This is a genomic window from Pseudomonas sp. TE12234, from assembly GCF_054061835.1.
Genome location: NZ_JBSSEP010000011.1, coordinates 129,242 through 155,929, shown reverse-complemented (window position 1 = coordinate 155,929; position 26,688 = coordinate 129,242). Strand labels below are relative to the sequence as shown.

General features: G+C 60.0%; 13 protein-coding genes. 6 read left to right on the top strand and 7 right to left on the bottom strand.

What is annotated here, in order from left to right:
* Positions 1 to 79 precede the first annotated feature (79 nt).
* The 3 genes from ACVWYU_RS18440 to ACVWYU_RS18430 form a co-directional block, all read right to left on the bottom strand.
* Complete coding sequence (locus ACVWYU_RS18440; RefSeq protein ID WP_457373356.1) at positions 80 to 1,918, bottom strand: amidohydrolase; 1,839 nt, start codon at positions 1,916 to 1,918, stop codon at positions 80 to 82.
* A gap of 293 nt (positions 1,919 to 2,211) precedes the next feature.
* On the bottom strand, positions 2,212 to 2,526 hold the full coding sequence (locus ACVWYU_RS18435; RefSeq protein ID WP_457373355.1) for an SCP2 sterol-binding domain-containing protein: 315 nt from the start codon (positions 2,524 to 2,526) through the stop codon (positions 2,212 to 2,214).
* A 64-nt stretch (positions 2,527 to 2,590) separates the two neighbouring features.
* Positions 2,591 to 3,301, bottom strand: coding sequence for a histidine phosphatase family protein (locus tag ACVWYU_RS18430; RefSeq protein ID WP_090322745.1), 711 nt, complete (start codon positions 3,299 to 3,301; stop codon positions 2,591 to 2,593).
* Between the two features lie 200 nt (positions 3,302 to 3,501).
* Between ACVWYU_RS18430 and sohB the strand changes: the two genes are divergently transcribed.
* Positions 3,502 to 4,524 (top strand): protease SohB, encoded by a 1,023-nt coding sequence (gene sohB / locus ACVWYU_RS18425; RefSeq protein ID WP_457373354.1) that lies wholly within the window; start codon positions 3,502 to 3,504, stop codon positions 4,522 to 4,524.
* A 236-nt stretch (positions 4,525 to 4,760) separates the two neighbouring features.
* Positions 4,761 to 8,618 (top strand): dermonecrotic toxin domain-containing protein, encoded by a 3,858-nt coding sequence (locus tag ACVWYU_RS18420; protein ID WP_457373353.1) that lies wholly within the window; start codon positions 4,761 to 4,763, stop codon positions 8,616 to 8,618.
* Between the two features lie 49 nt (positions 8,619 to 8,667).
* Here the strand turns inward: ACVWYU_RS18420 and ACVWYU_RS18415 are convergent, their stop codons facing one another.
* Together ACVWYU_RS18415 and ACVWYU_RS18410 are read right to left on the bottom strand one after the other, a co-directional pair.
* Positions 8,668 to 9,162, bottom strand: a complete 495-nt coding sequence (locus ACVWYU_RS18415) for a DUF934 domain-containing protein (RefSeq protein WP_090322739.1) — start codon at positions 9,160 to 9,162, stop codon at positions 8,668 to 8,670.
* Entirely contained in the window at positions 9,146 to 10,804 is a 1,659-nt protein-coding gene (locus ACVWYU_RS18410) for a nitrite/sulfite reductase (protein WP_457373352.1), read from the bottom strand. The genes ACVWYU_RS18415 and ACVWYU_RS18410 overlap by 17 nt, the downstream gene beginning before the upstream one ends.
* Positions 10,805 to 11,327: 523 nt before the next feature.
* On the opposite strand from ACVWYU_RS18410, the gene ACVWYU_RS18405 reads away from it, so the two are divergent.
* Entirely contained in the window at positions 11,328 to 12,413 is a 1,086-nt protein-coding gene (locus tag ACVWYU_RS18405) for an ABC transporter substrate-binding protein (RefSeq protein ID WP_457373351.1), read from the top strand.
* A gap of 6 nt (positions 12,414 to 12,419) precedes the next feature.
* Here the strand turns inward: ACVWYU_RS18405 and ACVWYU_RS18400 are convergent, their stop codons facing one another.
* Positions 12,420 to 12,638 (bottom strand): DUF2970 domain-containing protein, encoded by a 219-nt coding sequence (locus ACVWYU_RS18400; RefSeq protein WP_457373350.1) that lies wholly within the window; start codon positions 12,636 to 12,638, stop codon positions 12,420 to 12,422.
* Between the two features lie 178 nt (positions 12,639 to 12,816).
* On the opposite strand from ACVWYU_RS18400, the gene ACVWYU_RS18395 reads away from it, so the two are divergent.
* Positions 12,817 to 19,446 (top strand): NEL-type E3 ubiquitin ligase domain-containing protein, encoded by a 6,630-nt coding sequence (locus ACVWYU_RS18395; RefSeq protein WP_457373349.1) that lies wholly within the window; start codon positions 12,817 to 12,819, stop codon positions 19,444 to 19,446.
* A 68-nt stretch (positions 19,447 to 19,514) separates the two neighbouring features.
* On the opposite strand, the gene metH is transcribed toward ACVWYU_RS18395, so the two are convergent.
* Positions 19,515 to 23,225, bottom strand: coding sequence for a methionine synthase (gene metH / locus ACVWYU_RS18390; RefSeq protein ID WP_457373348.1), 3,711 nt, complete (start codon positions 23,223 to 23,225; stop codon positions 19,515 to 19,517).
* A 155-nt stretch (positions 23,226 to 23,380) separates the two neighbouring features.
* On the opposite strand from metH, the gene ACVWYU_RS18385 reads away from it, so the two are divergent.
* Both ACVWYU_RS18385 and nfuA read left to right on the top strand, forming a co-directional pair.
* Positions 23,381 to 25,678, top strand: a complete 2,298-nt coding sequence (locus tag ACVWYU_RS18385; protein WP_457373347.1) for a fatty acid cis/trans isomerase — start codon at positions 23,381 to 23,383, stop codon at positions 25,676 to 25,678.
* A gap of 294 nt (positions 25,679 to 25,972) precedes the next feature.
* Positions 25,973 to 26,557 (top strand): Fe-S biogenesis protein NfuA, encoded by a 585-nt coding sequence (gene nfuA, locus ACVWYU_RS18380; protein WP_024781251.1) that lies wholly within the window; start codon positions 25,973 to 25,975, stop codon positions 26,555 to 26,557.
* Positions 26,558 to 26,688 lie beyond the last annotated feature (131 nt).

The window sequence follows — 26,688 nt, the reverse complement described above, 5'->3', positions numbered from 1 at the left end:
CGTCAATCTTGGATGCCACATTGCTTTCGCGAGCAGGCGCGCTCCACATTTTGATTGGTGGTGCTGGTGAGAACGTCGTTTAAAACGCAAAACACGAACAGCCAAACGCGCCCCAGAACCCACGGAAGTCGCTCACCGGCGCAGTCGACAACCGCGCACGCTCGTGACTGTGTGCATGTACCGCACAGGCGCCGACGCATTGATGAACTTGCGCCGCCAGCGGCTTCCAGTGCCCCGGCACTTTGGCCACCGGTGACCATTCCGGCACCACGGGGATCGGTGGCGGACCGAGCTTCTCGAACTCGACGCTGCCGTACACGATCTTGCCGTCGACGATGGTCAGCACCGCTTCGATGCCTTTGATGCCGTCGTCTTCGATGTGGAAATAGTCCGCCGAGAGCGCAATCAGGTCCGCCAATTGCCCGACCTTGATCTGGCCTTTCTTGCCCTGTTCAGACGAGAACCAGGCGCTGCCATGGGTGAACAGCTCCAGCGCGGTGTCGCGGCTCAGGCCTTGGGGTTGAAGCGCCAGCCCCCCGACAGTCCGGCCGCTGACCAGCCAATACAGTGAGGTCCACGGGTTGTAGCTGGACACCCGCGTGGCATCGGTGCCAGCACCCACTGGCAAGCCCTCGGCCAGCATGCGGGCAATCGGCGGTGTGTGCTCGGCGGCTTTGGCACCGTAGCGGTCGACGAAGTATTCGCCCTGGAACGCCATGCGATCCTGAATCGCGATACCGCCACCCAGGGCTTTGACCCGCTCGATGTTCCGCGGGGTAATGGTTTCGGCGTGATCGAAAAACCACGGCAAACCGGCGAAGGGAATATCGCGATTGACCTTCTCGAACACGTCGAGCATGCGGCTGATGGATTCGTTGTACGTGGCGTGCAGGCGGAAAGGCCAGCGTTGTTCAACCAGGTGTCGAACCACCGGCTCCAGATCCTGTTCCATGCTGGACGGCAGGTCAGGGCGAGGTTCGAGGAAGTCTTCGAAATCGGCGGCGGAGAACACCAGCATCTCCCCGGCACCGTTGTGCCGCAGGAAGTCGTCGCCCTGACCGTACTGCGAGGTACTGGTCCAGTGCTTGAAGTCGGTCAGTTCTTCCTTGGGCTTTTGAGTGAACAGGTTGTAGGCGATGCGCACGGTCAGTTGTTGCGCTTTGGCCAGTTGCTGGATGACTTGATAGTCGTCCGGGTAATTCTGATAACCGCCGCCGGCATCGATCACGCTGGTGACTCCCAGGCGATTGAGTTCGCGCATGAATTGACGTGTCGAGTTGACTTGATATTCCAGCGGCAGCTTCGGTCCCTTGGCCAGGGTTGAGTACAGAATCATCGCGTTGGGTCGGGCGATCAGCATGCCGGTGGGGTCGCCGTTGGCGTCCCGCTGGATTTCGCCGCCCGGAGGGTTCGGTGTATCGCGGGTATAGCCCACCACTTTCAGCGCGGCCCGGTTGAGCAGGGCGCGGTCGTACAAATGCAGGACAAATACCGGGGTATCGGGTGCTGCCTTGTTCAATTCTTCGAGGGTCGGCAGACGTTTTTCGGCGAACTGGAATTCGCTCCAGCCGCCCACCACCCGTACCCATTGCGGCGTTGGCGTGCGGTCAGCTTGATCCTTGAGCATGCGCAGGGCATCGACCAGGGACGGCACGCCTTCCCAGCGCAGCTCGAGGTTGTAGTTGAGGCCGCCGCGGATCAGGTGCAAGTGCGAGTCGTTGAGGCCGGGGATTACCGTACGGCCATGCAGGTCGACGACTTGTGTGGCGGGGCCTTGCAAAGCCATGGCCTGGGCATCGCTGCCGACCACCACGAAGCGCCCGTCCTTGATCGCCACAGCACTGGCCTGGGGTTTCTTGCGATCAACGGTGTGCAGGCGTCCGTTGTACAAAATGAGATCGGCGGGGGTATCGGGCATGGTTTTACTCCCTGCTGACAGCGGGCTGATCCGGGCACCCGCGGCGCCTGCCGAAAGGCCTTGCAGTACACTTCGGCGATTGACGCCGTCGTGCTCTTCAGGTGGGCTCATGGCAGTGCTCCGCGTAAAAGGATCGAGGGGCAATCGGTCGATGTCTGACGCATGCGGCCAGAAAGAATATAGTCGGCTATTTCGCAGCTAGCCGTATTGCTTGCGCCAGAAACGACGAATCCCGCCACTGGGGCGGGATTCGTTGGCAATCGGGCGTGCTCCGATGGTTGGGAGCGACAGGCTTAGCCCGGGAACAGTTCGGACAGTTTCATCGCCAGCATCATGTCGCCTTCAGCGCGCAGTTTGCCGCCCATGAACGCTTGCATGCCGTCGGTTTCGCCGCTGACGATGCCTTGCAGGGTTTCGCCGTCCATCACCAGAGTGACCTGGGCGTCCGGGTTTTCGCCTTCTTTCAGCTCGCAGGTTTTGTCTTTGACAACCAGCGAGAAGTTCTTGGTGTCGTCGATGCGGAAACCGAAAACCAGGTCCAGACCGGCAGCAGCGTCTGGGTTGAACTTGGTTTTCATTGCTTGTACGGCATCAGCTACGGAGGTCATGGTTCGATCCTTTCTTGGGTAATTAGAGCTGGGTGATTACAGCCAGGGTCACAATAGTCCGGACTCAGCGAAACGTGATGAGTTCCGGGGCCTTCAGCAGTTGCAGGTGCGCATGACTGTTGAAGGAAGCCAGTGCCACCTCGCGACCACGAAACTTCAATTGGTTGAGCGAGGTGTTGACGATTTGCCAGTTCAATTCAAACGCCTGTGCGGCAGGTATTCGCGTAATGAGGTGAAGCAGGGCCGTGATGGTGCCGCCGGAAGTGAATACGGCGATTTTCTGGTGATTGCCGGCTTGTTCGAGGATCCGGTTCAGACCGGCCTGTACACGTTCGACAAAGCCTGGCCAGCTTTCCAGACCTGGTGTGTCGTAGGTGCCAGCGAGCCAGCGATCGATGATCAGGGCGAATATGCGCTGGAACTCCGCGCGGTTTTGCGCGGCATTGCGCAGGATGTCCAATGCTTCCGGCTCATCCTGCAACAGGGCCGGGAGCAGGGCGCGGATCACGGCGTCGGCGTCGAATTCATTGAACGCGGAATCGGTTTCCAGGATCGGAGCCGGCAGGCCTACGGCAGCAAACTGTTCCAGCGCGCTGTTGGCCGTGTGTTGCTGGCGGCGCAAGTCGCCGGACAGGCATCGATCGAAGCGGATACCGAGTTCGGCGAGGTGTTGGCCAAGTATTTCCGCCTGGCGAATACCGATAGGCGACAGGACATCATAGTCGTCTGCACCAAAGGAGGCCTGGCCATGTCGAATCAAATAGATACTGCCCACGTCCGCGTCGTCCCGGTACGTTGAAGGTTTGGCGAGGTTATGAGGATGGCGGTGAGCTGTCAATGAAAAAACATACGCTTGTTTGAAATGCTCGTTGGACGCTTGTTGTCAGAGGTTTCACAGCTGGTCGCAAGGCCGGCGCATGGGTATGCTGGAGTCATCCGCGCGCGTTCATGCCGCGCATCGTTTGAGGAGTCCCTGTGGAGTTTTTCACCGAGTACGCCAGTTTTCTGGCCAAGACCGTGACCCTGGTGATCGCCATTCTGGTGGTCCTGGCCAGTTTTGCGGCATTGCGCAGCAAAGGTCGACGCAAGGCTGCCGGGCAGTTGCAGGTCAGCAAGCTCAATGATTTCTACAAGGGCCTGCGTGAGCGCCTGGAGCAAACCCTGCTCGACAAGGACCAGCTCAAGGCCTTGCGCAAGTCCCAGGCTAAGACCGAGAAAAAGCAGAAGAAAAAAACCGAGGCCAGGTCCCGGGTGTTCGTGCTGGATTTCGATGGCGACATCAAGGCATCGGCGACCGAAAGCCTGCGCCATGAAATTACCGCACTGCTGACCCTCGCCACGCCCAAGGATGAAGTCGTGTTGCGCCTGGAAAGCGGCGGCGGCATGGTCCATAGCTATGGCCTGGCTTCCTCGCAACTGGCGCGTATCCGTGAAGCGGGCGTGCCGTTGACTGTCTGCATCGACAAGGTCGCGGCCAGCGGTGGCTACATGATGGCGTGCATCGGCCAGAAGATCATCAGCGCACCTTTCGCGATCCTTGGCTCTATCGGCGTGGTGGCGCAGTTGCCCAACGTCAATCGCCTGCTGAAAAAGCATGACATCGACTTCGAAGTGCTCACCGCCGGTGAATACAAACGCACCCTGACCGTGTTTGGCGAAAACACCGAGAAGGGGCGGGAGAAATTCCAGGAAGACCTGGACATCACCCATCAACTGTTCAAGAACTTTGTCTCGCGCTATCGCCCGCAACTGGCGATCGACGAGGTGGCTACCGGTGAAATCTGGCTCGGTGTCGCGGCATTGGACAAGCAACTGGTGGACGAACTGAAGACCAGTGACGAGTATCTGGCCGAACGCGCCAAGCAGTCCGAGCTTTATCACCTGCACTACGCCGAGCGTAAAAGCCTGCAGGAGCGCATCGGCATGGCGGCCAGCAGCTCGGTCGACCGCGTCCTGCTGAGCTGGTGGAACCGATTGACCCAGCAACGCTTCTGGTAACTCAGGCGGAATCGAGAGAAATCAGGCCGGGGCATTTGCCCCGGTTTTTTTTCGCCTGGCAATCTCCATGGTTGTCCTCCAGGACGCGGCGAATTCTCCGAGGGCAGGCGGCGATCCGTCCTGCTTTCGAGGGCGTGGCGGCTGGTTATGTTGGTGCTCCTTTTATTTGCCATGGAATGCACATGAATGACCAACCGCGTGACCCTCACATTGCGCTCACCACAACTGATCGGCCCATGCACGAAGCATTGAATTCGCTGGTCAGCAGTGCTTTGCCACAATCTCCCGAGCAATTCGGCACACAATTGATCCGGAAAAAATGGGGCGAGGACATCGACCCGCAGACCGCCCACCTGACAACACTGGATTACCACTACCGGGGGCACCCGCCACAGGACGGGATCGAGCAAGGACAGGTGGCGAGCTCACGGACGCTGGTGCAGGCCTTGCTGTCCAATTATCAAACCGTCGGTGACGGGCGTTTCGCGGAAACCGTTTTCGGTCTTTACACGCCGCCCGACGTCGGCCCGTCCATTCGCATTGTCCAGAACGTCGATGAATTCGCTGACCACGGCAATGGCAACCACCACACCTACGAAGGCATTTATCGGCAAACCGTGCCACAGGTCTATGGGCCAGCCACGCAAATCGCCCTCAGGCCAGCAGACTTCAAGCAGTGGGTGTGGCAGCTGAATCTGAAAACCCGCTATCAGGCCTATCTCGAAAGTGCCTGGCCCTCGGATGAGCAAATCGCAGGTGCCGCACCTTGCGACCTGAGGACCTCAGCCAAGGCCGCCTTCGTCATGAGTGCGTTCCTGCAACATCAGGAAGGCAGCCTGACCGGCGAAGGGCTGGCTCTGGCGCTGCTGGCGTGCAGTTTGCCGGCCCGGCAGACCTGGGAGGCATTGACCATCGCTCAATTGAGCGCCGCAACCCGCGTCCATTCGCCCATCGTCGCCGGTCGCCTGACGATCTACCGTTACACCTCGACCGATCTCTGGTGTTTTCGCCAGCACACCGGCTCCAGGGTCTTGCTGTACATCCCGGGCAACTCCTCACCGATGCATGAGTTCGTCGATATCCAGCACCTGCGCCAATGGGTCGTGGCCCAAGGCAAGGTGGCCGAGACAAGTCAGGCGTTGGCTGCGCACTTTGCCGAAGAGGATCGCCAGGACGGCACCTTCCATGCGGGCGTGTTGACTGCGCTGGAGGGCATGGTGGTCTTCCCCAAAGAGCACTGGTTGAAAAAGAACGCCGGTTTTTTCAACAATGACGGGTTCTGGGACCCGCAGGATTATGTGGGCATCGAGCGCTCACCCGCGGCCACTGACCCGTTCGCTGAATTGGTGCTGACCATGAAGCAGGCCGCCATGGCCAGCGTCAACAGCATCCGTGATGATGCCCAGGTCAACCGAGACGACTTGAGCGCGGTGGTGGAACCGCTCGTGCAGTGGATCAACCGCTTGGGCCCTTTGGCGTTGTTCATTCCCGGAGGCGAGGGCGTGCTGGTGCTGGCCGGGATCATCGACGCCGGTTATGGCATCAACCAGGCCGTCAACGGTGACACTCCCGAGAAGCGCTCGGAAGGTGTGACGCGCACGATCTTCGGCTTGCTCAATGCGCTGCCGCTGGCCAGATCGATTGCCGAACTCAAGGTCGAAGGCCATGTGGCCGAAACGCTGCACGAGTCACCGGAGCCAAGCAGCGAGTCGAGCATCCAGCCAGTTACCGACACAACGCTTCAGCCCGCGTCCGCGCCGGCTTTGTCGTCGCCCACGACACGCCTGGAACTCATGCGCGGAGTCTGCACACCCTTCGCTTCCTTCAGCGACGAGGTCCTGAGCCAGATCGCCCGAGTCAGCACGGTCGACGACGACATGTTGCGTCTGATGGTGGCCGGACGCCCGCCGACGCCGCTGCTGGCCGATACCATCACCCGCTTCAAGCTTGACCGGGAGCTTGAAGCGATCGCCGATCCGGCGACACGCACCGGCTTGTTCAACTCCCGCTATCGGGCGCTCCAGCACTCGGATCATGAGTGGGTCCGCTTGTTCCAGCGCGAGTACCCCGGTTTGCCAAAAACAGTGGTGGAGCAAATCCTCGACCGTTCGGGCGTGGAGATCGAACGTCCGGTTGATGTGGCCGAGGCCCTGAAAGTGCTCAGGCGACTGGATGGCAAGGCGCGAGAATATCAGCAGCATGTCAGGCTCAATCGAGCCTATGAAGGCCTGTACTTGCGCTCGATTGTCCACCCTGAGTCTGACGTCCTGGCCTTGCATTCACTGGTACGGTTACCTGGGTGGCCGACATCCTTGCGCATTGAGGTGCTGGAAGGGGCGGAGGGTGGCCGGCTGCTGGATCGCTGCGGCCCACTTGATGCGCTCGATTGCCGACGGTTGATCAAGATCGCGGATCGCTATTGGCCGTCTGCGGCGTTGAAACCTGGCCGTGAAGGCTCGGACCTGTTCACTGCGCTGGTTGACCTGTTGTCCGTCGAAGAGCGCACCGCATTGTCATTGCCCGCACCCGCTCCGGCAGGCGAGTTGCGCCTGCGCCTTGGCGAGCGAACGTTGTCCCGTACCGAATTGATGCTTGGCCTCAGCAGAATGGATTCGAAATTGCCTTTCGAAACCCCTGCACTTCGCGGCGGCGGATTTCCAAATACGCTTCAGGGGGCGTCCCTGAGCCGTGAAGTCGTGCGATTGCAGGTCAGGGAGCTTTACCCGGACTTCACCGATGCACAGGTCGACGAGTTGTTGGCGGGCGCCGGTGCCGGGGCGCAGGCGCTGCTGGAGCGCCTTACCCTGCAATTGCGACAACTTCATACCGATCTGGTGCATTGGATCGACCAGACCGTGTCGGATCTCGATGACATGGATCTGGATTTTCTTGCCGTTGGCGATGAAGGCGCCGCGGGCATGACCCCTCAGCAGGTGGCGGCGCACAATGCTGAAATGCTGGAGCACGTGATCGAGTACGAGCGCGAAACCAGGAGAGAGCTGGCCGACGAATTGATGCTCCTCTGGCAGAAGTGCCCGCCCGAAGGCAATAAAGTCATGTCCGAGGGGGTATTCGCCGGCTACCGGCTCGATCTGGGGTTTGAGGACTACCACCGCTTGCCGGTGATGAACGTTCGATTCGATGAAGTCATCGAGCTGTCGATGCAGGCGCTGCACCTGGTCGAACGCGAATCTCTGAATGGGTTTCTGGAAAGTTTCCCTAACCTGCGCACGTTGAATCTGGAGCGTATCGACCTGCGTCTGCCCAACCCGGATGGCGTGCTGGAAGGTCGCCTGCCGCCAGCAATCCGGCAAATGAAGCGGCTCACTTCGCTCAACCTCAGGTCGACGTTTCTGACGTTCAAGGAGAATACGGCTGCGCAATTGAGCGACTTGGTCGGTTTGCAGAACCTGGACCTGAGCGACAACCCTTTGGACGTTGCGCCTGTCGTATTGGGGATGAAGGCACTACGGGTGCTGAAGCTGAGCAATACCGGGATCAGTCACTGCCCGATCGGTATCGTCGATGAGCCGTTTATGACCTCGCTGGACTTGCGTCACAACCGGATCAGCCGGGTTCCCCAGGCGATACTGAACCAGGCGGTGTCCCGGGACCGGGTCTGGCTCTGGGACAATCCGCTGACGGACGAGGAGACACTGTCGCGTCTGGTCGACCACCGTGAACGCACGGGCATCAATCTGTGGCTAAGCCAGCCGGGTGCGGGGTATGGCAGTGCCATGCCGTGGCTGCAAGAGGGTGATGAAATGTTGCGGGCGGCGCGGCAGCAGGTCTGGCAACGGCTGGCGGCCAGGCCATTGGGCGGCGCGTTTCTGCGTGTCATCGATGGATTGAGCCTGACGGCTGATTTCCAGGTGGGTTACCTGATCCTGCAAGCCCGGGTATGGCGATTGCTGAATGCAGCAGAGGCTTCAGAGGAGCTGTGGGGCTGGCTACGCCAGTGCATGGAAGCGAGGACGCCCGATGCGGAAAATCCGTTCAGGCTGTTCACTGTTCTGGAGGACCGCGTGCGGCTTTACGTGGACTGGGTCGCCTTGGGGCGGCCAATTCCGATGGCCAATCTTCCGAATCCTTGATCGAAAGGTGAAACGCCTTGAACCCCGCAAAGGGTTCAAGGCATCACGATCAACGGCGACGGAACAGCGGCAGCGGTTCGTCGGTGGCGGCCTGGTAGGTCACCGAGAAGTCCTTGAGGCTTTCCAGCGCTTCATACGGATCTTTGTCGGCGCGCAATGCAAAGGCATCGAAACCGCAGCGACGCAGATAGAACAACTGGTCGCGCAGCACGTCGCCAATCGCCCGCAGTTCGCCTTTGAAACCATAACGGTCACGCAGCAGGCGGGCGTTGGAATAGTTGCGGCCATCGGTGAAGGCCGGGAAATTCAAGGCGATCACCTTGAAGTTTGCCACGTCTTCGCCGATTTCTTCGGCTTCTTCATCGGCATCCAGCCAAACGCCCAGGCCGCCGTCGCGGGCCTTGAGCATGCGACTGTGTTCGCGCCACAGCGCCAACGGGACGATGTAGTCGTCGCAGTTGGTGATCTCGTCGATGCTGAAATCCTTGGGCAGCAGGTGCCAGGTTTCGTCGACGACTTCGTTGTTCTTAATGATTCGCTGCATAGACGCGTTCCTTGAAGAGGTCGATGCCAATACGCTGATAGGTGTCGATGAAGCGCTCGTCTTCGGTACGCTGTTCCACGTATACGTCGATCAGCTTCGAGATCACGTCCGGCATGTCGTCCTGGGCGAAGGACGGGCCGAGGATCTTGCCCAGGCTGGCGTCGCGACTGGCGCTGCCACCGAGGGAGACCTGGTAGAACTCTTCACCTTTCTTGTCCACCCCGAGAATGCCGATGTGGCCAACGTGGTGGTGACCACAGGCGTTCATGCAACCGGAAATGTTCAGGTCCAGTTCGCCGATGTCGAACAGGTAATCCAGGTCATCGAAACGACGCTGGATCGATTCGGCGATCGGGATCGACTTGGCGTTGGCCAGGGAGCAGAAGTCGCCACCCGGGCAGCAGATGATGTCAGTCAGCAAACCGATGTTCGGCGTGGCGAAGCCTTGCTCACGCAATTCGCCCCACAGGGTGAACAGTTTGTCCTGCTCGACATCCGCCAGAATGATGTTCTGCTCGTGGGACGTGCGCAGTTGACCGAAGCTGTAGCGGTCGGCCAGATCGGCCACGGCGTCGAGCTGCTTGTCGGTGATGTCGCCCGGCGCAACGCCGGTCGGCTTCAGGGACAGGGTCACGGCAACATAACCCGGCTGCTTGTGGGCCTGGGTGTTGCGCGCGCGCCAGCGGGCGAAGCCCGGGTGCTGCTGGTCGAGTTCGGCCAGCTTGGCGTTCTGGTTGTCCAGCGCCTTGTAGTCCGGGTCGACGAAGTGTCTGGCAACGCGATGAACTTCGGCTTCGGTCAGCGTGGTCTGGCCACCGCGAAGGTGCTCCATTTCCGCATCGACTTTCTGGGCGAAGACTTCTGGCGTCAGCGCCTTGACCAGAATCTTGATCCGCGCCTTGTACTTGTTGTCGCGACGACCGTAGCGGTTGTAAACCCGCAGGATGGCGTCGAGGTAGCTCAACAGGTCTTGCCAGGGCAGGAACTCATTGATGAACGCGCCCACCACTGGCGTACGGCCCAGGCCACCGCCCACCAAAACACGGAAACCCAGCTCGCCAGCGGCGTTGTGCACCGGCTCCAGGCCGATGTCGTGGACTTCGATGGCGGCGCGGTCAGAGGTCGAACCATTGATGGCGATCTTGAATTTACGCGGCAGGTAGGCGAATTCCGGGTGGAACGTGGTCCACTGACGGACGATCTCGCACCACGGACGCGGGTCGATCAGCTCGTCGGCGGCGACACCGGCGAACTGGTCGGTGGTGACGTTGCGCAGACAGTTGCCGCTGGTCTGGATCGCGTGCATCTGCACGGTGGCCAATTCAGCCAGGATGTCCGGAATGTCTTCCAGCGCCGGCCAGTTGAACTGCACGTTCTGCCGGGTGCTGATGTGGGCATAGCCCTTGTCGTAGTCACGGGCAATCCTGGCCATCATTCGCGTCTGGCGCGAAGTCAGTTGGCCATAAGGCACCGCGACCCGCAGCATTGGCGCGAAGCGCTGGATGTAAAGCCCGTTTTGCAGGCGCAGGGGGCGGAATTCTTCTTCGCTCAGCTCGCCTGCCAGATAGCGTCGGGTTTGATCACGGAACTGCTTGACGCGGTCCTCGATGATCCGCTGATCGTACTCGTCGTATACGTACATATAAGTCCTGTTCTCAGGCTTGGGCCGGTCGGAAACAGCGGCGTTTTTTTGCTTGCTGGAATCCGATAATACCTCGGCAATTCTGCGCGCACGGCCGCGCACTCCCCACGGAGCCGGGGCACGATACCAGTTTGCAGTTATGCGCAAAAGTGATGTTTGAGTATATGTAAAGAACCAAATCGCCTAATGAGAATCGTTGTGGCAATGACCCTGTTTGTGGTGCGGGCAATCGTCGTCTTTACTGTGATCGAGTCTTTATGCAATCACCGATAAAACCGACAAGAGGCGATGCAATGAGCAACCCTACCAAAGCGACAAAAAGTGATAGCACGGTCGACGCCTGGGCGATTCTGTTCCTGATCATTCTGGTCGTCGGCACAGCGGTATATTGGGTGAGTCACCAGTAAACGACCCCGTCCGGGCCTTGTTCTGACGATTGTCGGACAAAAACCGGAATAAACGCCGTTTTACGGACGTTCGCTGGCTATAATGCGCGGCGTATTTCCGGGGGCTCGGACGACCAATGTTGAAGTTTCTGTGTGGTGCATTACTGGCGCTGGGCACGGTCGTGGGACCTTCTGCCCAAGCGGAATCAGTACTGTTCCTGAATCCGGGGACACCCAGGGAAGTTTTCTGGACCAGCTATTCGCAGTTCATGCAGGCCGCCGCCGATGATCTGCGCATCGACTTGCGCATCGTCTATTCCGACCGTACCTCCGAAATCACCATCGGCCAGGCGCGAGAAGCCCTGCTGGGACCAAGTCGCCCCGACTATCTGGTGTTCGTCAACGAAGAAAACGTCGCCCCTGAAATCTTGCGTCTGGCAAAGGGCAGCGGTGTGAAGCTGTTCATGGTCAATAACGCTCTGAGCCCGGACCAGATGCGTCTGCTCGGTGCACGTCCCGACAAGTATCCCGATTGGGTGGGCAGCCTGGTGCCCAATGATGAGGAGGGCGGCTACCTGATGCTCAAAGAGCTGATTCGCCTGCACCCTCCGGCCGCCCCGGGCCAGGCCATTGACCTGCTGGCCTTCTCGGGATTGAAAATCACACCATCGGCGCAGTTGCGCGAGAAAGGCATGCGAAGGGCATTGGCCGAACACCCTGAAGTGCGTCTGCGGCAGCTGGTTTATGGTGGCTGGACCCGGGAACGGGCCTATGAGCAGGCCAAGCTGCTATTCAAGCGCTACCCACAGACATCCCTGGTGTGGACGGCCAACGACGAAATGGGTTTTGGCGCGATGCAGGCTTTCGAAGAAGCGGGCGGTAAGCCCGGCAAGGACGCGCTGTTCGGCAGCATCAACAATTCACCCGCCGCCTTGCGTGCGTTGCTCGATAAGCGATTGAGCGTGTTGTTGGGCGGGCATTTCAGCTTGGGTGGCTGGGCGTTGGTGCAGTTGCATGACTACGACCAGGGTGTCGATGTCAGCCAGTATGGCGGTCGTGACCGGCAGATTCCGTTATTGCAGGTAATTGATCGGGCACAGGCCCGGCGACTGCTGGCGATGGGCAACGCTCAGAATTTCGGTGTGGATTTTCACAAGCTGTCGGCCAGGGGGCGGCCAATCTCATACCGTTACCCGTTCAGCCTGCAGACCTTGATGCACTGATTCGCTTCAGAGACCGGCCATAAGCAGCACCAGTTTCACGATGCCGAACAGCGCCAGAGCGAACACGGCCGTGAACAGCACCCCCAGGATCACGAAATGGCTGGGTTTGCCGTGGGTAAAATCCCGCGCCCGATTCTTCCCGCTTTGCACCCCGAACGCCGCTGCCATGACGCTATGCAGCATTTGCCAGAAGGTCGGCGACTTGTTGTCGACTGGATCGTCCATAAATCCCCCGTCTGAAGGTAGATCCTTCAAGCATAGCCAATCCGCTGATTCGTGCCGTGGCCTGTCGTTGCGCGATTGAAGCAGTCAGTTACTGATTGCCACTGACGCCATATTTATCTACCGCAGTCAGGCCTGTACGAAATGATGTTCTGACGCTCCAATTATCAGGAGCGACAGCATGTCCACCTCACCCTCTCGTTCATCACTGTCGAAATCGCTGCGGCCAGGGAAAAGCAGCATCCACAGCGAATTAATCAGTGAAATGACGCCCGGCTGGCTGATCGATGCCGTGCCGGCAAGAAGGACCGCAATAAAGGAGACTGGCACGCAGCCACCCAATTGGTATCTGGGTGCCTCCCTCGAACAACAACGGGCGCTGGCGGAGAGCTATAAACGAAGTTTTGCCGCGCAGACCGTGCTGGACAAGGCGATGTCGACGTTACAAGACATCGACACCTTTGCCGAACCCCTACTGACCGAGGCGCTCAAGGATCGCTTCGGCGTAGAGGTCGACGTCCACAAGACGTTGTTGTGTCTGAGGCGACCTCTGGACATCGGCGTATTGGAGATCGAAATCTCTACCTTCGAGGTGTTGAAGCTTTCGTTGTTGCAGGCCACGTTGCACAACTTCGAGGCACCCGAGTGTGAAGCGGGCGCTTTTCATGAGCTGTCAGGGTTCGTTGTCGAGACCGCCACCCCCGGCACATTCCAGGCTACCGCCCTTAGCCTGACGGTCAGCCAGTTTCTGTCGTTATGCCGCGATCTGGATATCGGCGCCCAATATCAAACCTATGTGAAAGCGTTTTTCCATCAGACGGATACGCAAGCCGAAAAATCCCTGCGTCGCAACTTCATCACCAGCCAGAAAGCGGCGTTGAGGGCTGCCGCTGAACAAGCCTTGTTGAAAAAGGACATCGAACCCGACGACTACACAATGATCCTCTCGGTCATCGACGGTGAGGTCCACCCTAGTCTGGGTGATAAACAGGTGTGGTTTCGCGACCTGATGTTGATGAAGCGCAGAATGACCGGGTGCGTCGTGTTCAGTATCAGCGAACAGTATCGCTATACCGACGAGTTCTTCGTCTACATCCCCCACGATCCCGTGCAACCGCTCAGGCGTTGCAGTACCGCGCAATTGCGTGAGGCATTCAAGCAGCAGTTCACGGCCCGCGATGCGACGCGGCCGGCGAGTGAGCCTACGGACTACCAACGCTTTTTCAGCCAGTTCGTGGCCTACGCTGACCGTCCTTACTACTTCAGCCAGTTCACCCGCAAGGCAGCGGGGGCCGCGACCGACCCGTTGCACTCCATCTGGGTGAAGGTCGCGCAAGTGGTTCCGCCATTTTCCACCATCGCCGGCATCAAGGAGTTGCCTCCCGAGCAACCGTTTGATCGGGAACCGGTCGAGGATCCCTACCTCGATCCCGTTGGCACTACCCGGGAAGGGGTAGCGGGCATCTGGTCCGCTAACACCGACCTGTGGAGTTATCTCTACGAACAAAACCGCGCCAAAGTCATCGCCGATGCGCGCAGTCATGCGGTCCCCACGGCGGATGTCGATGCGAAGGCGCGGGCGGAAAAACTCAATCATCTGCTGCAGTTCGGCATGCTGGGCCTGAACATGGTGTCGATGTTCGTACCGGTGCTGGGCGAGGTCATGTTGACGGTGATGGCTGGGCAACTGCTGTACGAATCGTTCGAGGGCGTGATCGAGTGGAGCGAGGGCGATCGCGTTGCGGCCAAGGCGCATTTGATTGACGTAGCGGAAAACCTGGCGCTGATTGGCGTGATGGCGGGCGCGGGCCAAGGTGTGGCCCGGCTGGGCGCCGTTAAACCGGAGCCTGTGATTGAGCATCTTGAACAAGTCCGGCGCCCCGACGGCAAGACCCGCTTATGGAAGCCCGACCTGAGTGCCTACGAATGTGACGTGGTGCCTGATCATGACGCCGGCCCGGACGCCCTTGGTCTGTATCGGCTGAACGGCCGGACCTTCATCCGTCAGGCGGGTAAAACCTACGAGACAACCTTTGAGCCGACGCTGAAACAATGGCGAATCAAGCATCCAACCGATGCACAGGCCTGGCAGCCGATACTGGAACATAACGGGCACGGTGCCTGGCGCCATACGATGGAGCGCCCCCTCGATTGGGATCGCCTGACCCTGTTGCGGCGCATGGGTCACACCACCGAGGACCTGACCGACGAACAGTTGCTCAAGATCGCCGATGCCAGCGGTGTCGACGACAATGCCTTGCGCAAGATGCACCTGGATCATCTGCCTCCGCCGCCTGAGTGGACGGAGGCGCTTCGACTGTTCGTCGCCGATCCGGGAGCGCCCGGCACGGTGGCGGAACCGGTGGCGAAGTTGCAGCGTGCTTGCCCTGGACTCGGCGAGTCCGCAGCGAAACGCGTGCTGGCGGATGCCAGTGCCGAGGAGCTGACTCGCTGGCAAACAACGGGGCGTGTTCCCTTGAACATGCTGGAGCAAGCCCGTTGGTATGTACAACAGGGGCGTGTCAGCGCTGCCTTTGCCGGTCTGCACCTGGAGAGCATGGCATCGGCCGACACTCAATGGCTGGCGCTGCACTCGCTGGAAAAGCTGCCGGGTTGGTCTGAGGAGGTGCGCCTGGAAATACGCGATGGCCACGTTGACGGGCCGCTCATCGATGGAATTGGTAGCCAGACGGCTGCGAGTCGCAAATATCTGGTCAAGAAAGGGCCGGCCTACCAGGCGTTTGACGAACGAGGCGAAGAACTCAACGGAATACCCCGCGATGGCGACAATTTTTATGCCTCTATCCTGCATGCGTTGCCGGATGAAGCCCGACAGGCGCTGGGCATGCCGCATGTGGGGCAGGGCGCTGATCTGCGCATGACCATCGTCCGCTACGCCGCGGAGCATCGAGTTGAACTGGCCCGCCTGCTGGAGCAGCGCAGCGGCAGGAACCGGGCGTTCAAACCGCCGGTCCGAATCAATGAACGCCAGTTGGGGTATTACGCCAGTGGTCGCGGACAGGGCGTCAATCCTTCTCTGACGACGCGGGTGCAGGATGTTTATCCGGCACTGACGGATCAACAAGCCAACGGGTTCATCCTGGAGCAGTTACGGGCGGGGAAATCCGACGCGCAGATCTACAGCCTGCTGCAGGCGCGGGCACGTGAGTGGGAGCAGCTTCAGTCGACGCTCGATCAGTGGGTCGCAGGGGGGACTGAGCAATCCGCCCTGCATTCGATGCTGGGGGGCAAGGCCGCCGTGGCACGCAACATCAAGCAATGCTGGCGCAACTCGCCACTGGCCGCCCAGCACCCCCGTTTCAGCACTCTCGAACTGGTTTGCGATGATCCGCTTCCGCCCTTGTCGGCGGACTTTTCACACGTCACCGATCTGCATATCCGTGGGCAGTGGGTCACGGATGCTGTTGTAGAGGGGTTGTCAGGACGGTTCCCCCGGCTGAAAAACCTCAGGATCAATGCCACAGGAAACAGCTTCAGCAATGTACCCGAATCGTTGGGCTCACTGCAGGAGCTCACGGGGTTGAGCCTGTATTCGACGGCTCCCTACGCGGCGGACATGCCGGCAAGGCTGAGTGCCTTGACCAGGCTTGAAGAGCTCAGTGTGTATTCAACCTGGGGCGTTCCGTTGGCCTTGGACGTCAGCCCGCTACGCCGCCTGCGCATGCTCGATGTGCTGGCGCCTAACATGGATCAGTGGCCTGCCGGTGTTCTTGAGCTGCCTCACCTTGAACGTCTGAATCTTCGAGGCACCGCCATCAGAACATTGCCCGACGGCCTCTTCGAGGGGCATGAACGGCTGTGGTCCGGCCTGTCCCTGGACTGGTCGAATTTCTCTCGCGAAAACTTCAAGCCCGCGTATGAGTACGTCAAGAACCATCCACAACACCTGATCGATCTGGACGAGATGGTCCGGGGCTATTGCAGGACTGAATTGAGGCGTCTGGGCGAAGGTCTCGGCAGGTCATCCGAGGATATGTTCAGCCAGTTTCTCACTCAATGGCCGCACGCGCAGGCGAGGTTCGAGGCGATCGAGGCCATGAGCGAGCAATACCAGGTGCTTGACCGACAACTCAACGATTGGACCCTGCGTTCGATGGAGGCGGGCCTGGACGTCCATGAGGTGGTTGAGCGAACGATGGCAACGGTTTCGCTCAGAGCCTGCTGGCGTAACGGCGCATTCAATCGCTATGGCGCCGCCGCCGAGGCTTCGGTGCTGGATCTGTCGAATCTGGAACTGAGCGGGTTTCCCGAACTGCCGGAGGGGGCATTCCCGCAGGTCCAGACGATGTACCTGAATGGCGCCCAAGCCACTGCCGAACAGGTGCGTGGCTTTGTGCGCGTGTTCAGCGAGCTGCAAAGACTTGACCTGCGTGGCAGCGGATTGACCGACGTGCCGGTTGCGCCAGGCGATCTGGCGAAGTTGACCCGACTGGATCTTTCCGGCAACCGGATCGTCGTCACCCCTGCGGTGCAACAGGGATTCGAGGGTATGCCCGCGCTTCAATACCTGGACTTGAGCGACAACCCGCTGCATGCGCTGGATGTCAGCGCCATGGGTCAGCTCAAGGCGGTGAATCTGCGGGCGACGGATCTAAGGGAGTGGCCGACCGGTGCGCAAGATCTGCCGCACCTGACATGGCTGGATTTACGCGACAGCAAGATCGCCTCGCTGCCGGAAGCGGTGCTGCAAGGTGATAGCGTGCTCAAAATCAACCTCGATGGCGCACCGCTGAATCAGCAAGCGAAGGCCGCGCTCAAAGCCGCCCGAACGCGACTGGAGATTGCCAAAGGCCTGCCCGCCGGTGCTTTGGAAAGGTTCGCCCGGGAGGCGATACCCACGACGTTCCCGCCCGCCGAGAGCGGCTTCTCGATAGCAGGCGACCTGTTGCCGCTGCCCGAAATCCCGGCGGCAGACGTTGTGCCTAATGCCCGGCTTCTGCAACGGCTGCGACCGAGCCTCGCGGAGGATGAAGCCACCCAAGTGATCGAGCGGATGCGCGCGAGCGGTGCCAGCGACTTGCAGATTCGACAGCGCATCGATCATTGGGAGCAGGCACATGCCGCGTTGACGCGTCGGTTGAATGATTGGCTGTACACCCGGGAGTCCCGTGGCCCGAGTTGGGTGATTTCCTCTCGCAGCCGCAGGTTGGGTGCCTTGCGCATTCTCGAATGCTGGGGCGAGGGCCTGATAGCCAGTGACGGCGGTGCCACCTCTGTTCTGAGTCTCAATGGCCTGCAATTGGGCGATCTCCCTGAGCTACCGGTGGACTTGCCCCATGTGGCCAGTTTGAACCTGACCGGGACAAGGCTTTCCGCCCAAGGCTCCAACGGCTTCCTCAAGGCTTTTACCCGGCTGGAAACCCTGGAACTCAACGGTAATGACCTGGACGTGGTGCCCGAGCCGGTCCAGTCCATGGTCACGCTCGAACGCCTGACGGCATCCGCTAACCGGTTGCGTGACACCGAGTCGCTGTTTTCCTCATTGAGCCATCTGGAGCGCTTGCGCTGGCTGGACCTGAGCTACAACGAACTGGATGCCTTCGATGTCTCGTATTTTTCGCAACTTGAGGCCCTTGACCTGCGCAACAACAATTTGACCGAGTGGCCCGACGGCGTGCTGGACGCCGATCACCTCGGGATCCTGAACCTCAGCGGCAACGACATCACGTCGATTCCTGAGCAGGCGCTGGATGGCAGCCATGAAACCCTGATCGCCGGCACCGATCTGAGCGATAACTACAACCTGTTGCCGGAAAGTCTCGATCGACTCAGAAGTTACCGCGAGGCTGGCGTCCATGACACAGTGCTGGGGATTTCCCGTTCGGACCTGGACGAAATGATCGATGATGCTGCTGACCCAGGCGAGGAGTCGGGTGAAAGCGTCGAGCCGGATGAGGAACTGCCGGATGAACAGCCCGACGCTGAACAGAGCAAGCCCTGGTTGTCCAGCGCCGCCTCCGAGGATCTGGCCGGCAAAACGCGGATCTGGAATCAGCTCGCGGCCGAGCCGGATAATGCGGCGTTCTTTCATTTGCTTTCAAGATTGCAGGACACGCGGGAATTCCAGGTGGCGAACGCTGACTTGACCCGTCGGGTGTGGACAGTCCTTGAAGCCGCCGCGAGTAATGCCGAGCTCAGAGAAGTTCTGTTCGCCAGTTCCAATACCCATGGCACCTGTGTCGACGGTCGAATCCTCACCTTCAGTGCGCTGGAAAGCACGGTGTTCACCCACAACGCCTTGCTCGACATTCCTGTCGGGCGTGCGGGGGCGAAAGGCCGGGCGCTGTTGAACCTGTCAAGGCAACTGTTCCGGCTGGACAAGGTCGATGACCTGGCGAGCAAGGCCGCTGTCCATGCCGGCCAGGACCAGGCAGAGGTGCGCCTGGGTTATCGAATCGGATTGACGCGGGGATGGAGCGACGGACTGGACTTGCCCGGGCAGCCGAGACACATGACCTACGCCTCAGGCGTATCGCCTCAACAACTGGCGGATGCTCGCACTACGGTCATGAATGCCGAGCGATCCGATGCGTTCTACGAAGACCTTATCCAGCGCGATTACTGGCTGAGCTACTTGCGCGAGACATACCCTGAGGAGGTGAGGAAAATCGACGAGGCGGCTACGGCGCCAGAGGAGGGTGAGGCGGTTGATGATGAGGCGCTGATAAGCCAGCTGTTCGACCTGGCTGCTACCCGCAATGCCAAGCTGATCGAGCTGTCTCGAAAAGAAGTCGAAGCGATTGAGCATTCGTCGGTCGCCGAGCCAAAACCGGGACCTTCCAACAGTTAGGTGATTGTGCCGATAAAGCCTCGCGGTGCCGTTTCTTCCGGCACCGCGAGGCTTTTTTCATGGGCGCTTCAGTCGTCGTAGCCGAGGTTCGGTGCCAGCCAGCGTTCAGTCACACTCAGCTCCTGACCTTTACGCGACGTGTAGCTCTGCACCTGGTCCTTGTCGATCTTGCCCACGGCAAAATACTGCGCTTGCGGGTGGGCGAAGTACCAGCCGCTGACCGCCGCCGCCGGGAACATCGCGTAGTGCTCGGTGAGGAATACACCGCTGCGGCCAGCCTGCATTTCGCGGGCTTCGGGGTCGAGCAGGGCAAACAGCGTGGCTTTCTCGGTATGGTCCGGGCAGGCCGGGTAACCCGGGGCGGGGCGGATACCGGTGTACTGCTCCTTGATCAGCGCCTCGTTGTCGAGGTTTTCGTCCTTGGCGTAACCCCAGTACTCTTTGCGCACCTGCTGGTGCAGCCACTCGGCACAGGCCTCGGCCAAACGGTCGGCCAGTGCCTTGACCATGATCGAGTTGTAGTCGTCGCCTGCGTCCTGATACGCCTTGGCCACTTCTTCGGCACCGATACCGGCGGTGGTGATGAAGCCACCCACGTAGTCAGTGATCTCGCTGTCTTTGGGCGCGACGAAGTCGGCCAGTGAGAAGTTCGGCTTGCCGTCGGTCTTGATGATCTGCTGGCGCAGGTGATGCAGCTTGGCCAAGGGTTTACCGTCATCGCCGTAGACTTCGATGTCATCGTCGCGCACCTGGTTGGCCGGCCAGAAACCGAACACCGCACGGGCGCTGATCAGTTTCTCGTCGATCAGTTTGGCGAGCATTTCCTGGGCGTCGGCGTACAGCGCGGTGGCGGCTTCACCGACCACTTCGTCCTGGAGGATGCGCGGGAACTTGCCGGCCAGGTCCCAGGAAATGAAGAACGGCGTCCAGTCGATGTACTCGGCCAGCACGTTCAGGTCGATGTTATCCAGCACCCGGGTGCCGGTGAACGTTGGTTTGACCGGCTCGTAGGTGCTCCAGTCGAACTGCGGTTTTTTCGCAATCGCTGCGGCGTAGCTCAGGCGTTCGGTGCGAGCGCTGCGGTTGGCGGTGCGCTCGCGGACCTCGATGTATTCCTCGCGGGTTTTCTCGACGAAACCGGCCTTCAGTTCCTTGGACAGCAACTGCGTGGCCACGCCGACGGCACGGGAGGCGTCGGTCACATACACCACCGCGTCGTTGCTGTACTTGGGCTCGATCTTCACCGCCGTGTGCGCTTTGGAGGTGGTTGCGCCACCGATCATCAACGGCAGATGGAAGTCCTGGCGCTGCATCTCGCGTGCTACGTGAACCATCTCATCCAGCGACGGGGTGATCAGGCCGGACAGGCCGATGATGTCGCACTTTTCGTCCTTGGCGACCTGGAGGATTTTTTCCGCCGGCACCATCACGCCAAGGTCAACGATATCGTAGCCGTTGCACCCCAGCACCACGCCCACGATGTTCTTGCCGATGTCGTGCACGTCGCCTTTCACCGTGGCCATCAGGATCTTGCCCTTGGCTTCCGGTTTGTCGCCCTTTTCCAGCTCGATGAACGGGATCAAGTGGGCCACGGCCTGTTTCATCACGCGGGCGGATTTCACCACCTGCGGCAGGAACATCTTGCCGGCGCCGAACAGGTCGCCAACGATGTTCATGCCGGCCATCAGCGGGCCTTCGATCACTTCGATCGGGCGGGCGAAGGACTGACGGGACTCTTCGGTGTCTTCAACGATATGGGTGGTGATGCCCTTGACCAGCGCATGTTCCAGGCGCTTGTTGACGTCCCAGTTGCGCCACTCTTCGGTCTCGGCTTCCTTGACGCTGCCGTCGCCCTTGTACTTGTCGGCGATGGCGAGGAGGGCGTCGGTGCCTTCCGGGGTACGGTTGAGGATCACGTCTTCCACGGCATCGCGCAGCTCCACCGGGATCTGGTCGTAGATCTCCAGCTGACCGGCGTTGACGATACCCATGGTCAGGCCGGCGCGGATCGCGTACAGCAGGAACACCGAGTGAATCGCCTCGCGCACCGGGTTGTTGCCACGGAACGAGAACGACACGTTGGACACGCCGCCCGAGGTCAGCGCATACGGCAGCTCGTCGCGGATGTAGGCACAGGCGTTGATGAAGTCCACAGCGTAGTTGTTGTGTTCTTCGATACCGGTGGCCACGGCGAAGATGTTCGGGTCAAAGATAATGTCTTCCGGCGGGAAGCCGACTTCGTTGACCAGAATGTCATAAGAGCGTTTGCAGATTTCTTTCTTGCGCGCTTCGGTGTCGGCCTGGCCGGCTTCGTCGAAGGCCATCACCACCACCGCGGCGCCATAGCGCTTGCACAGTTTGGCGTGGTGTATGAATTGCTCGACACCTTCCTTCATGCTGATGGAGTTGACGATGCCCTTGCCCTGGATGCACTTGAGGCCGGCTTCGATCACTTCCCACTTGGAGGAGTCGATCATGATCGGTACGCGGGAGATGTCCGGTTCGCCGGCAATCAGATTGAGGAAGGTCACCATGGCCTTCTTCGAATCCAGCATCCCTTCGTCCATGTTGATGTCGATCACCTGGGCGCCGGCCTCGACCTGCTGCAGGGCGACTTCCAGGGCTTCGGTGTAGTTGTCTTCACGGATCAGGCGGGCGAACTTGGCCGAACCGGTGATGTTGGTGCGCTCGCCAACGTTCACGAAAAGCGAGTTGCGATCGATGGTGAACGGCTCCAGGCCCGACAGGCGGCAAGCCTTGGCGATCTCCGGAATCTCGCGCGGCTTATAACCGGCCACGGCTTTGGCGATGGCTTCGATGTGGCCTGGCGTGGTGCCGCAGCAGCCGCCCACGATGTTGAGGAAGCCGCTTTGGGCAAACTCTTCAATGACCTTGGCCGTTTGCGCAGGCAGTTCGTCGTACTCGCCGAATTCGTTGGGCAGGCCGGCGTTCGGGTGCGCCGAGACGTGGGTGTTGGCCTTGTTCGACAGTTCTTCCAGGTACGGGCGCAGCTCGCTGGCACCCAAGGCGCAGTTCAGGCCGACAGAGATCGGCTTGGCATGGGCCACGGAGTTCCAGAACGCTTCGGTGGTCTGGCCGGACAGGGTTCGGCCGGAGGCGTCGGTGATGGTGCCGGAGATCATGATCGGCAATTCGATGCCCAGTTCTTCGAACACACCTTGCACGGCAAAGATCGCGGCCTTGGCGTTGAGGGTGTCGAATATGGTTTCGATCAGGATCAGGTCGGCGCCGCCTTCGATCAGGCCTTTGGTGGACTCGGTGTAGTTCTCCACCAGTTCATCGAAGGTCACGTTGCGGTAGCCAGGGTTGTTCACGTCCGGCGACAGCGAGCAGGTACGGCTGGTCGGGCCAAGCACGCCGGCGACGAAGCGCGGTTTGTCCGGGGTTTCCAGGGTCTTGGCGTCGGCCACCTTGCGGGCCAGCCGTGCACCTTCTACGTTTAACTCGTACGCCAGACCCTGCATGCCGTAATCGGCCAGAGAAATCTGAGTGGCGTTGAAGGTGTTGGTTTCCAGAATGTCGGCGCCGGCATCCAGGTAGGCTTTTTCGATACCGGCAATCACATCCGGGCGCGTCAGGACCAAGAGGTCATTGTTGCCTTTGACGTCGCTCGGCCAGTCGGCGAAGCGTTTGCCGCGGTAATCCTGCTCCTCAAGCTTGTAGCTCTGGATCATCGTGCCCATGCCGCCATCGAGAATCAGAATGCGCTCTTTGAGGGCGTGCTTGAGAGCTTGAAGGCGAACGCTGCGATCGGACATTTGGACTACTCGGTAAGGCCATGACGAAGGCCCGGGATAATAGCAAACCTGTGCGCTTTTGGAGCATATCCGGATTTAACGTGAATATCGCTCATGTTGACGGGGCGGCCGGCCCGGTAGAATCGCGGCGTTTTTTAACGATCGGGACCAGGGACATGTCGTATCGCGTCGTCATCAGCATTGCATTGCTGTTTATAAGCTGGGGCGCCGTAGCGCAAAGTCCCGCTGTTTCTACGGGCATTTCCTACACTCGCGACATTCAACCGATCTTCACTGAAAAGTGCGTGGCCTGCCACGCCTGCTATGACTCTCCCTGCCAGCTCAACCTGGCCAGCGGCGAGGGCGCCGCTCGCGGTGCGAACAAATCCCTGGTTTATGACGGTAATCGCAGTCAGGCCGCCGCGCCGACCCGGTTGTTTTATGACGCCTTCGGCAAACGTGCCTGGCAGCAAAAGGGCTTCTATTCGGTACTTGACGCCCAGGGCAGTCAGGCCGCGCTGATGGCGCGGATGCTCGAATTGGGCCATCAGGCGCCCATGCAGCCCTATGCCAGGTTGCCCGACGACATTGTCCTTGGCCTGAACCGGGAAAACATGTGTGCCATGCCGGCGGAGTTCGATGGCTATGCCGGCTCCCACCCGAAACAGGGCATGCCGCTGGCCGTTACCGGCCTGACCGATCAGCAATATCAGACGTTGCAACGCTGGCTCGCCTCCGGCGCGCCCATCGATGAGCAAGGCCTGGAGCCCAGCGCGAATGAGGCCATACAGGTGGTGCAGTGGGAGAACCTGCTCAATGCGCCGGGTGCACGGCAAAGCCTGGTGGGGCGCTGGTTGTTCGAGCACTGGTTTCTTGCGCACCTCTATTTCAAGGACGGCGAACCCGGGCATTTCTTCCAGTGGGTGCGTTCGCGTACGCCGAGCGGCCAGCCTATCGACCTGATCAATACCCGCCGACCGAATGACGATCCCGGCAGTCAGTTCTATTACCGCCTGTGGCCGGTGCAGGGCGTGATCGTGCACAAGACCCACATCACCTATCCGCTGAGCGCGGCGAAGATGGCGCGCATAAAAAGCCTGTTCTACAACGGCAACTGGCAGGTCAATGCGCTACCGGGCTACGGGCCGGAACGCCGGGCCAATCCGTTTACCACGTTCGAAGCCATCCCGGCCCAGGCGCGTTATCAGTTCATGCTCGATAACGCCGAGTATTTCGTGCGCACCTTTATTCGCGGTCCGGTCTGCCGGGGGCAGATTGCCACGGATGTGATTCGCGATAATTTCTGGGCATTGTTCCAGGCCCCGGAACACGACCTCTACATCACCGACCCGAACTACCGCGGCCAGGCGACGCCTTTGTTGGCAATGCCGGGGCAGAACGACGACGTGGGCAGCGTCCTGAGCCTGTGGCACGACTACCGCGACAAGCGTAACGAGTACGAAGCCCTGCGCCGGGAAAGCTACGCCGAACTGCCGCCGCCGAGTTGGTCGAGCCTGTGGGCCGGTAATGACAACGCCTTGTTGAGCATCTTTCGCCATTTCGACAGTGCTTCGGTGACCAAGGGCCTGATCGGTGACGTGCCGCAAACCATCTGGCTGTTCGACTTCCCGTTGCTGGAGCGCACGTACTATCAGTTGGCGGTGAATTTCGACGTGTTCGGCAACGTCTCGCATCAAGCCCAGACGCGCCTGTATTTCGACCTGATTCGCAATGGCGCCGAGCAGAACTTCCTGCGCCTGATGCCGGCCAATTCCCGCGACCGTTACCTGGATGACTGGTACCAGAGCAGTGGCAAATTCAAGATGTGGCTGGACTACGAATCGATCGACGACGACACGCCGACGGCGCTGAAACTGGATCCAGATGACCCCAAGCGCGATTTCGCCATGCAGTTGCTGGCGCGCTATGGCGAGCTCAACGCCAATCCGGACCCGATCAATCGCTGTGACGGCGCCTACTGCTCGCGACCCAACATCGACCCGGACCTGCAAGGCGCCGAACAGGCCTTGAGTCGCCTGACGTCGCGCCCGGCAGCCGGACTCAAGGTCATCGACCAATTGCCCGAAGCGACCATGTTGCGCGTCGAGGCCGCGAGCGGCCAGCGTGTGGTCTACAGCCTGCTGCGCAACCGGGCACACAGCAATGTGGCGTTCCTGCTGGGCGAGTCGCTGCGCTATCAGCCGGGGCTTGACACGCTGACCATTTATCCGGGGGTCATGAGCAGCTACCCGAACTTCATGTTCAACATTCCCGCCGAGCAAGTCCCGGCCTTTGTCGACGCCATGGAAAACGCCAGGGACGCCGACAGCTTCGAGAAGATTGTCGAGCGCTGGGGGGTAAGGCGCAGTCACCCGCAGTTCTGGGAGTACTTCCATGACCTGAGCCGCTACATCCACGAAACCGATCCGGTGGAAGAGGGCGTGCTGGACATGAACCGCTACGAGAACCTTTGATCAACCTTTGACACGATGGGCCGATGCCGGACGCTTTAGGCACCGTGTCGAAATCCTTTCCCGAGCGCAACAGACTGTTCCTATGTGATGATCGCGGTTAGTGCTGCCATCATCGGGCCGGGATCATGGCTAAGCTACGAATGGGTGGAAAAATGCAGCTATCGGTGGCTTAAAGTATGGATTGACGGCGAATCGGAGAGCGAGGCAGCTTCGGTTCTTTCCCGACAAAAATACTAGGACTTTGTCCGGCGCGATGATTGGCGTAAACTGCGCCCAAGCCTGCGAGGAGTTTCCATGACCGCTATAACCATCACTGACGCCGCCCATGATTATCTGGCTGATCTGCTCTCCAAGCAGAACACCCCGGGCATCGGCATCCGCATCTTTATCACCCAGCCTGGCACCCAGTACGCCGAAACCTGCATTGCCTACTGCAAGCCGGGCGAAGAAAAACCTGAAGACACCGCTCTGGGGCTGAAAAGCTTCACCGCTTACATCGATTCGTTCAGCGAAGCTTTCCTGGATGATGCGGTCGTCGACTACGCCACCGACCGCATGGGCGGCCAGCTGACCATCAAGGCGCCAAACGCCAAAGTCCCGATGGTCAATGCCGACAGCCCGATCAACGAGCGCATCAACTATTACCTGCAAACCGAGATCAACCCGGGGCTGGCCAGCCACGGCGGTCAGGTCAGCCTGATCGATGTGGTTGAAGACGGCATCGCCGTTCTCCAGTTTGGCGGCGGTTGCCAGGGCTGCGGCCAGGCGGACGTCACCCTGAAGGAAGGCATCGAGCGCACGTTGCTTGAGCGTATCCCCGAGCTCAAGGGTGTTCGTGACGTGACCGACCATACGCAGAAAGAAAACGCCTACTACTAAGGCGTTCGCTGCGAAAAAAAAACGGCGCTGTGGCGAGGGAGCTTGCTCCCGTTTGATGGCGTAGCCATCACAATACAACCGATGCATTTTTCCGTGATGAATGCCTTGGCTGATGTTGGGACCGCTTCGCG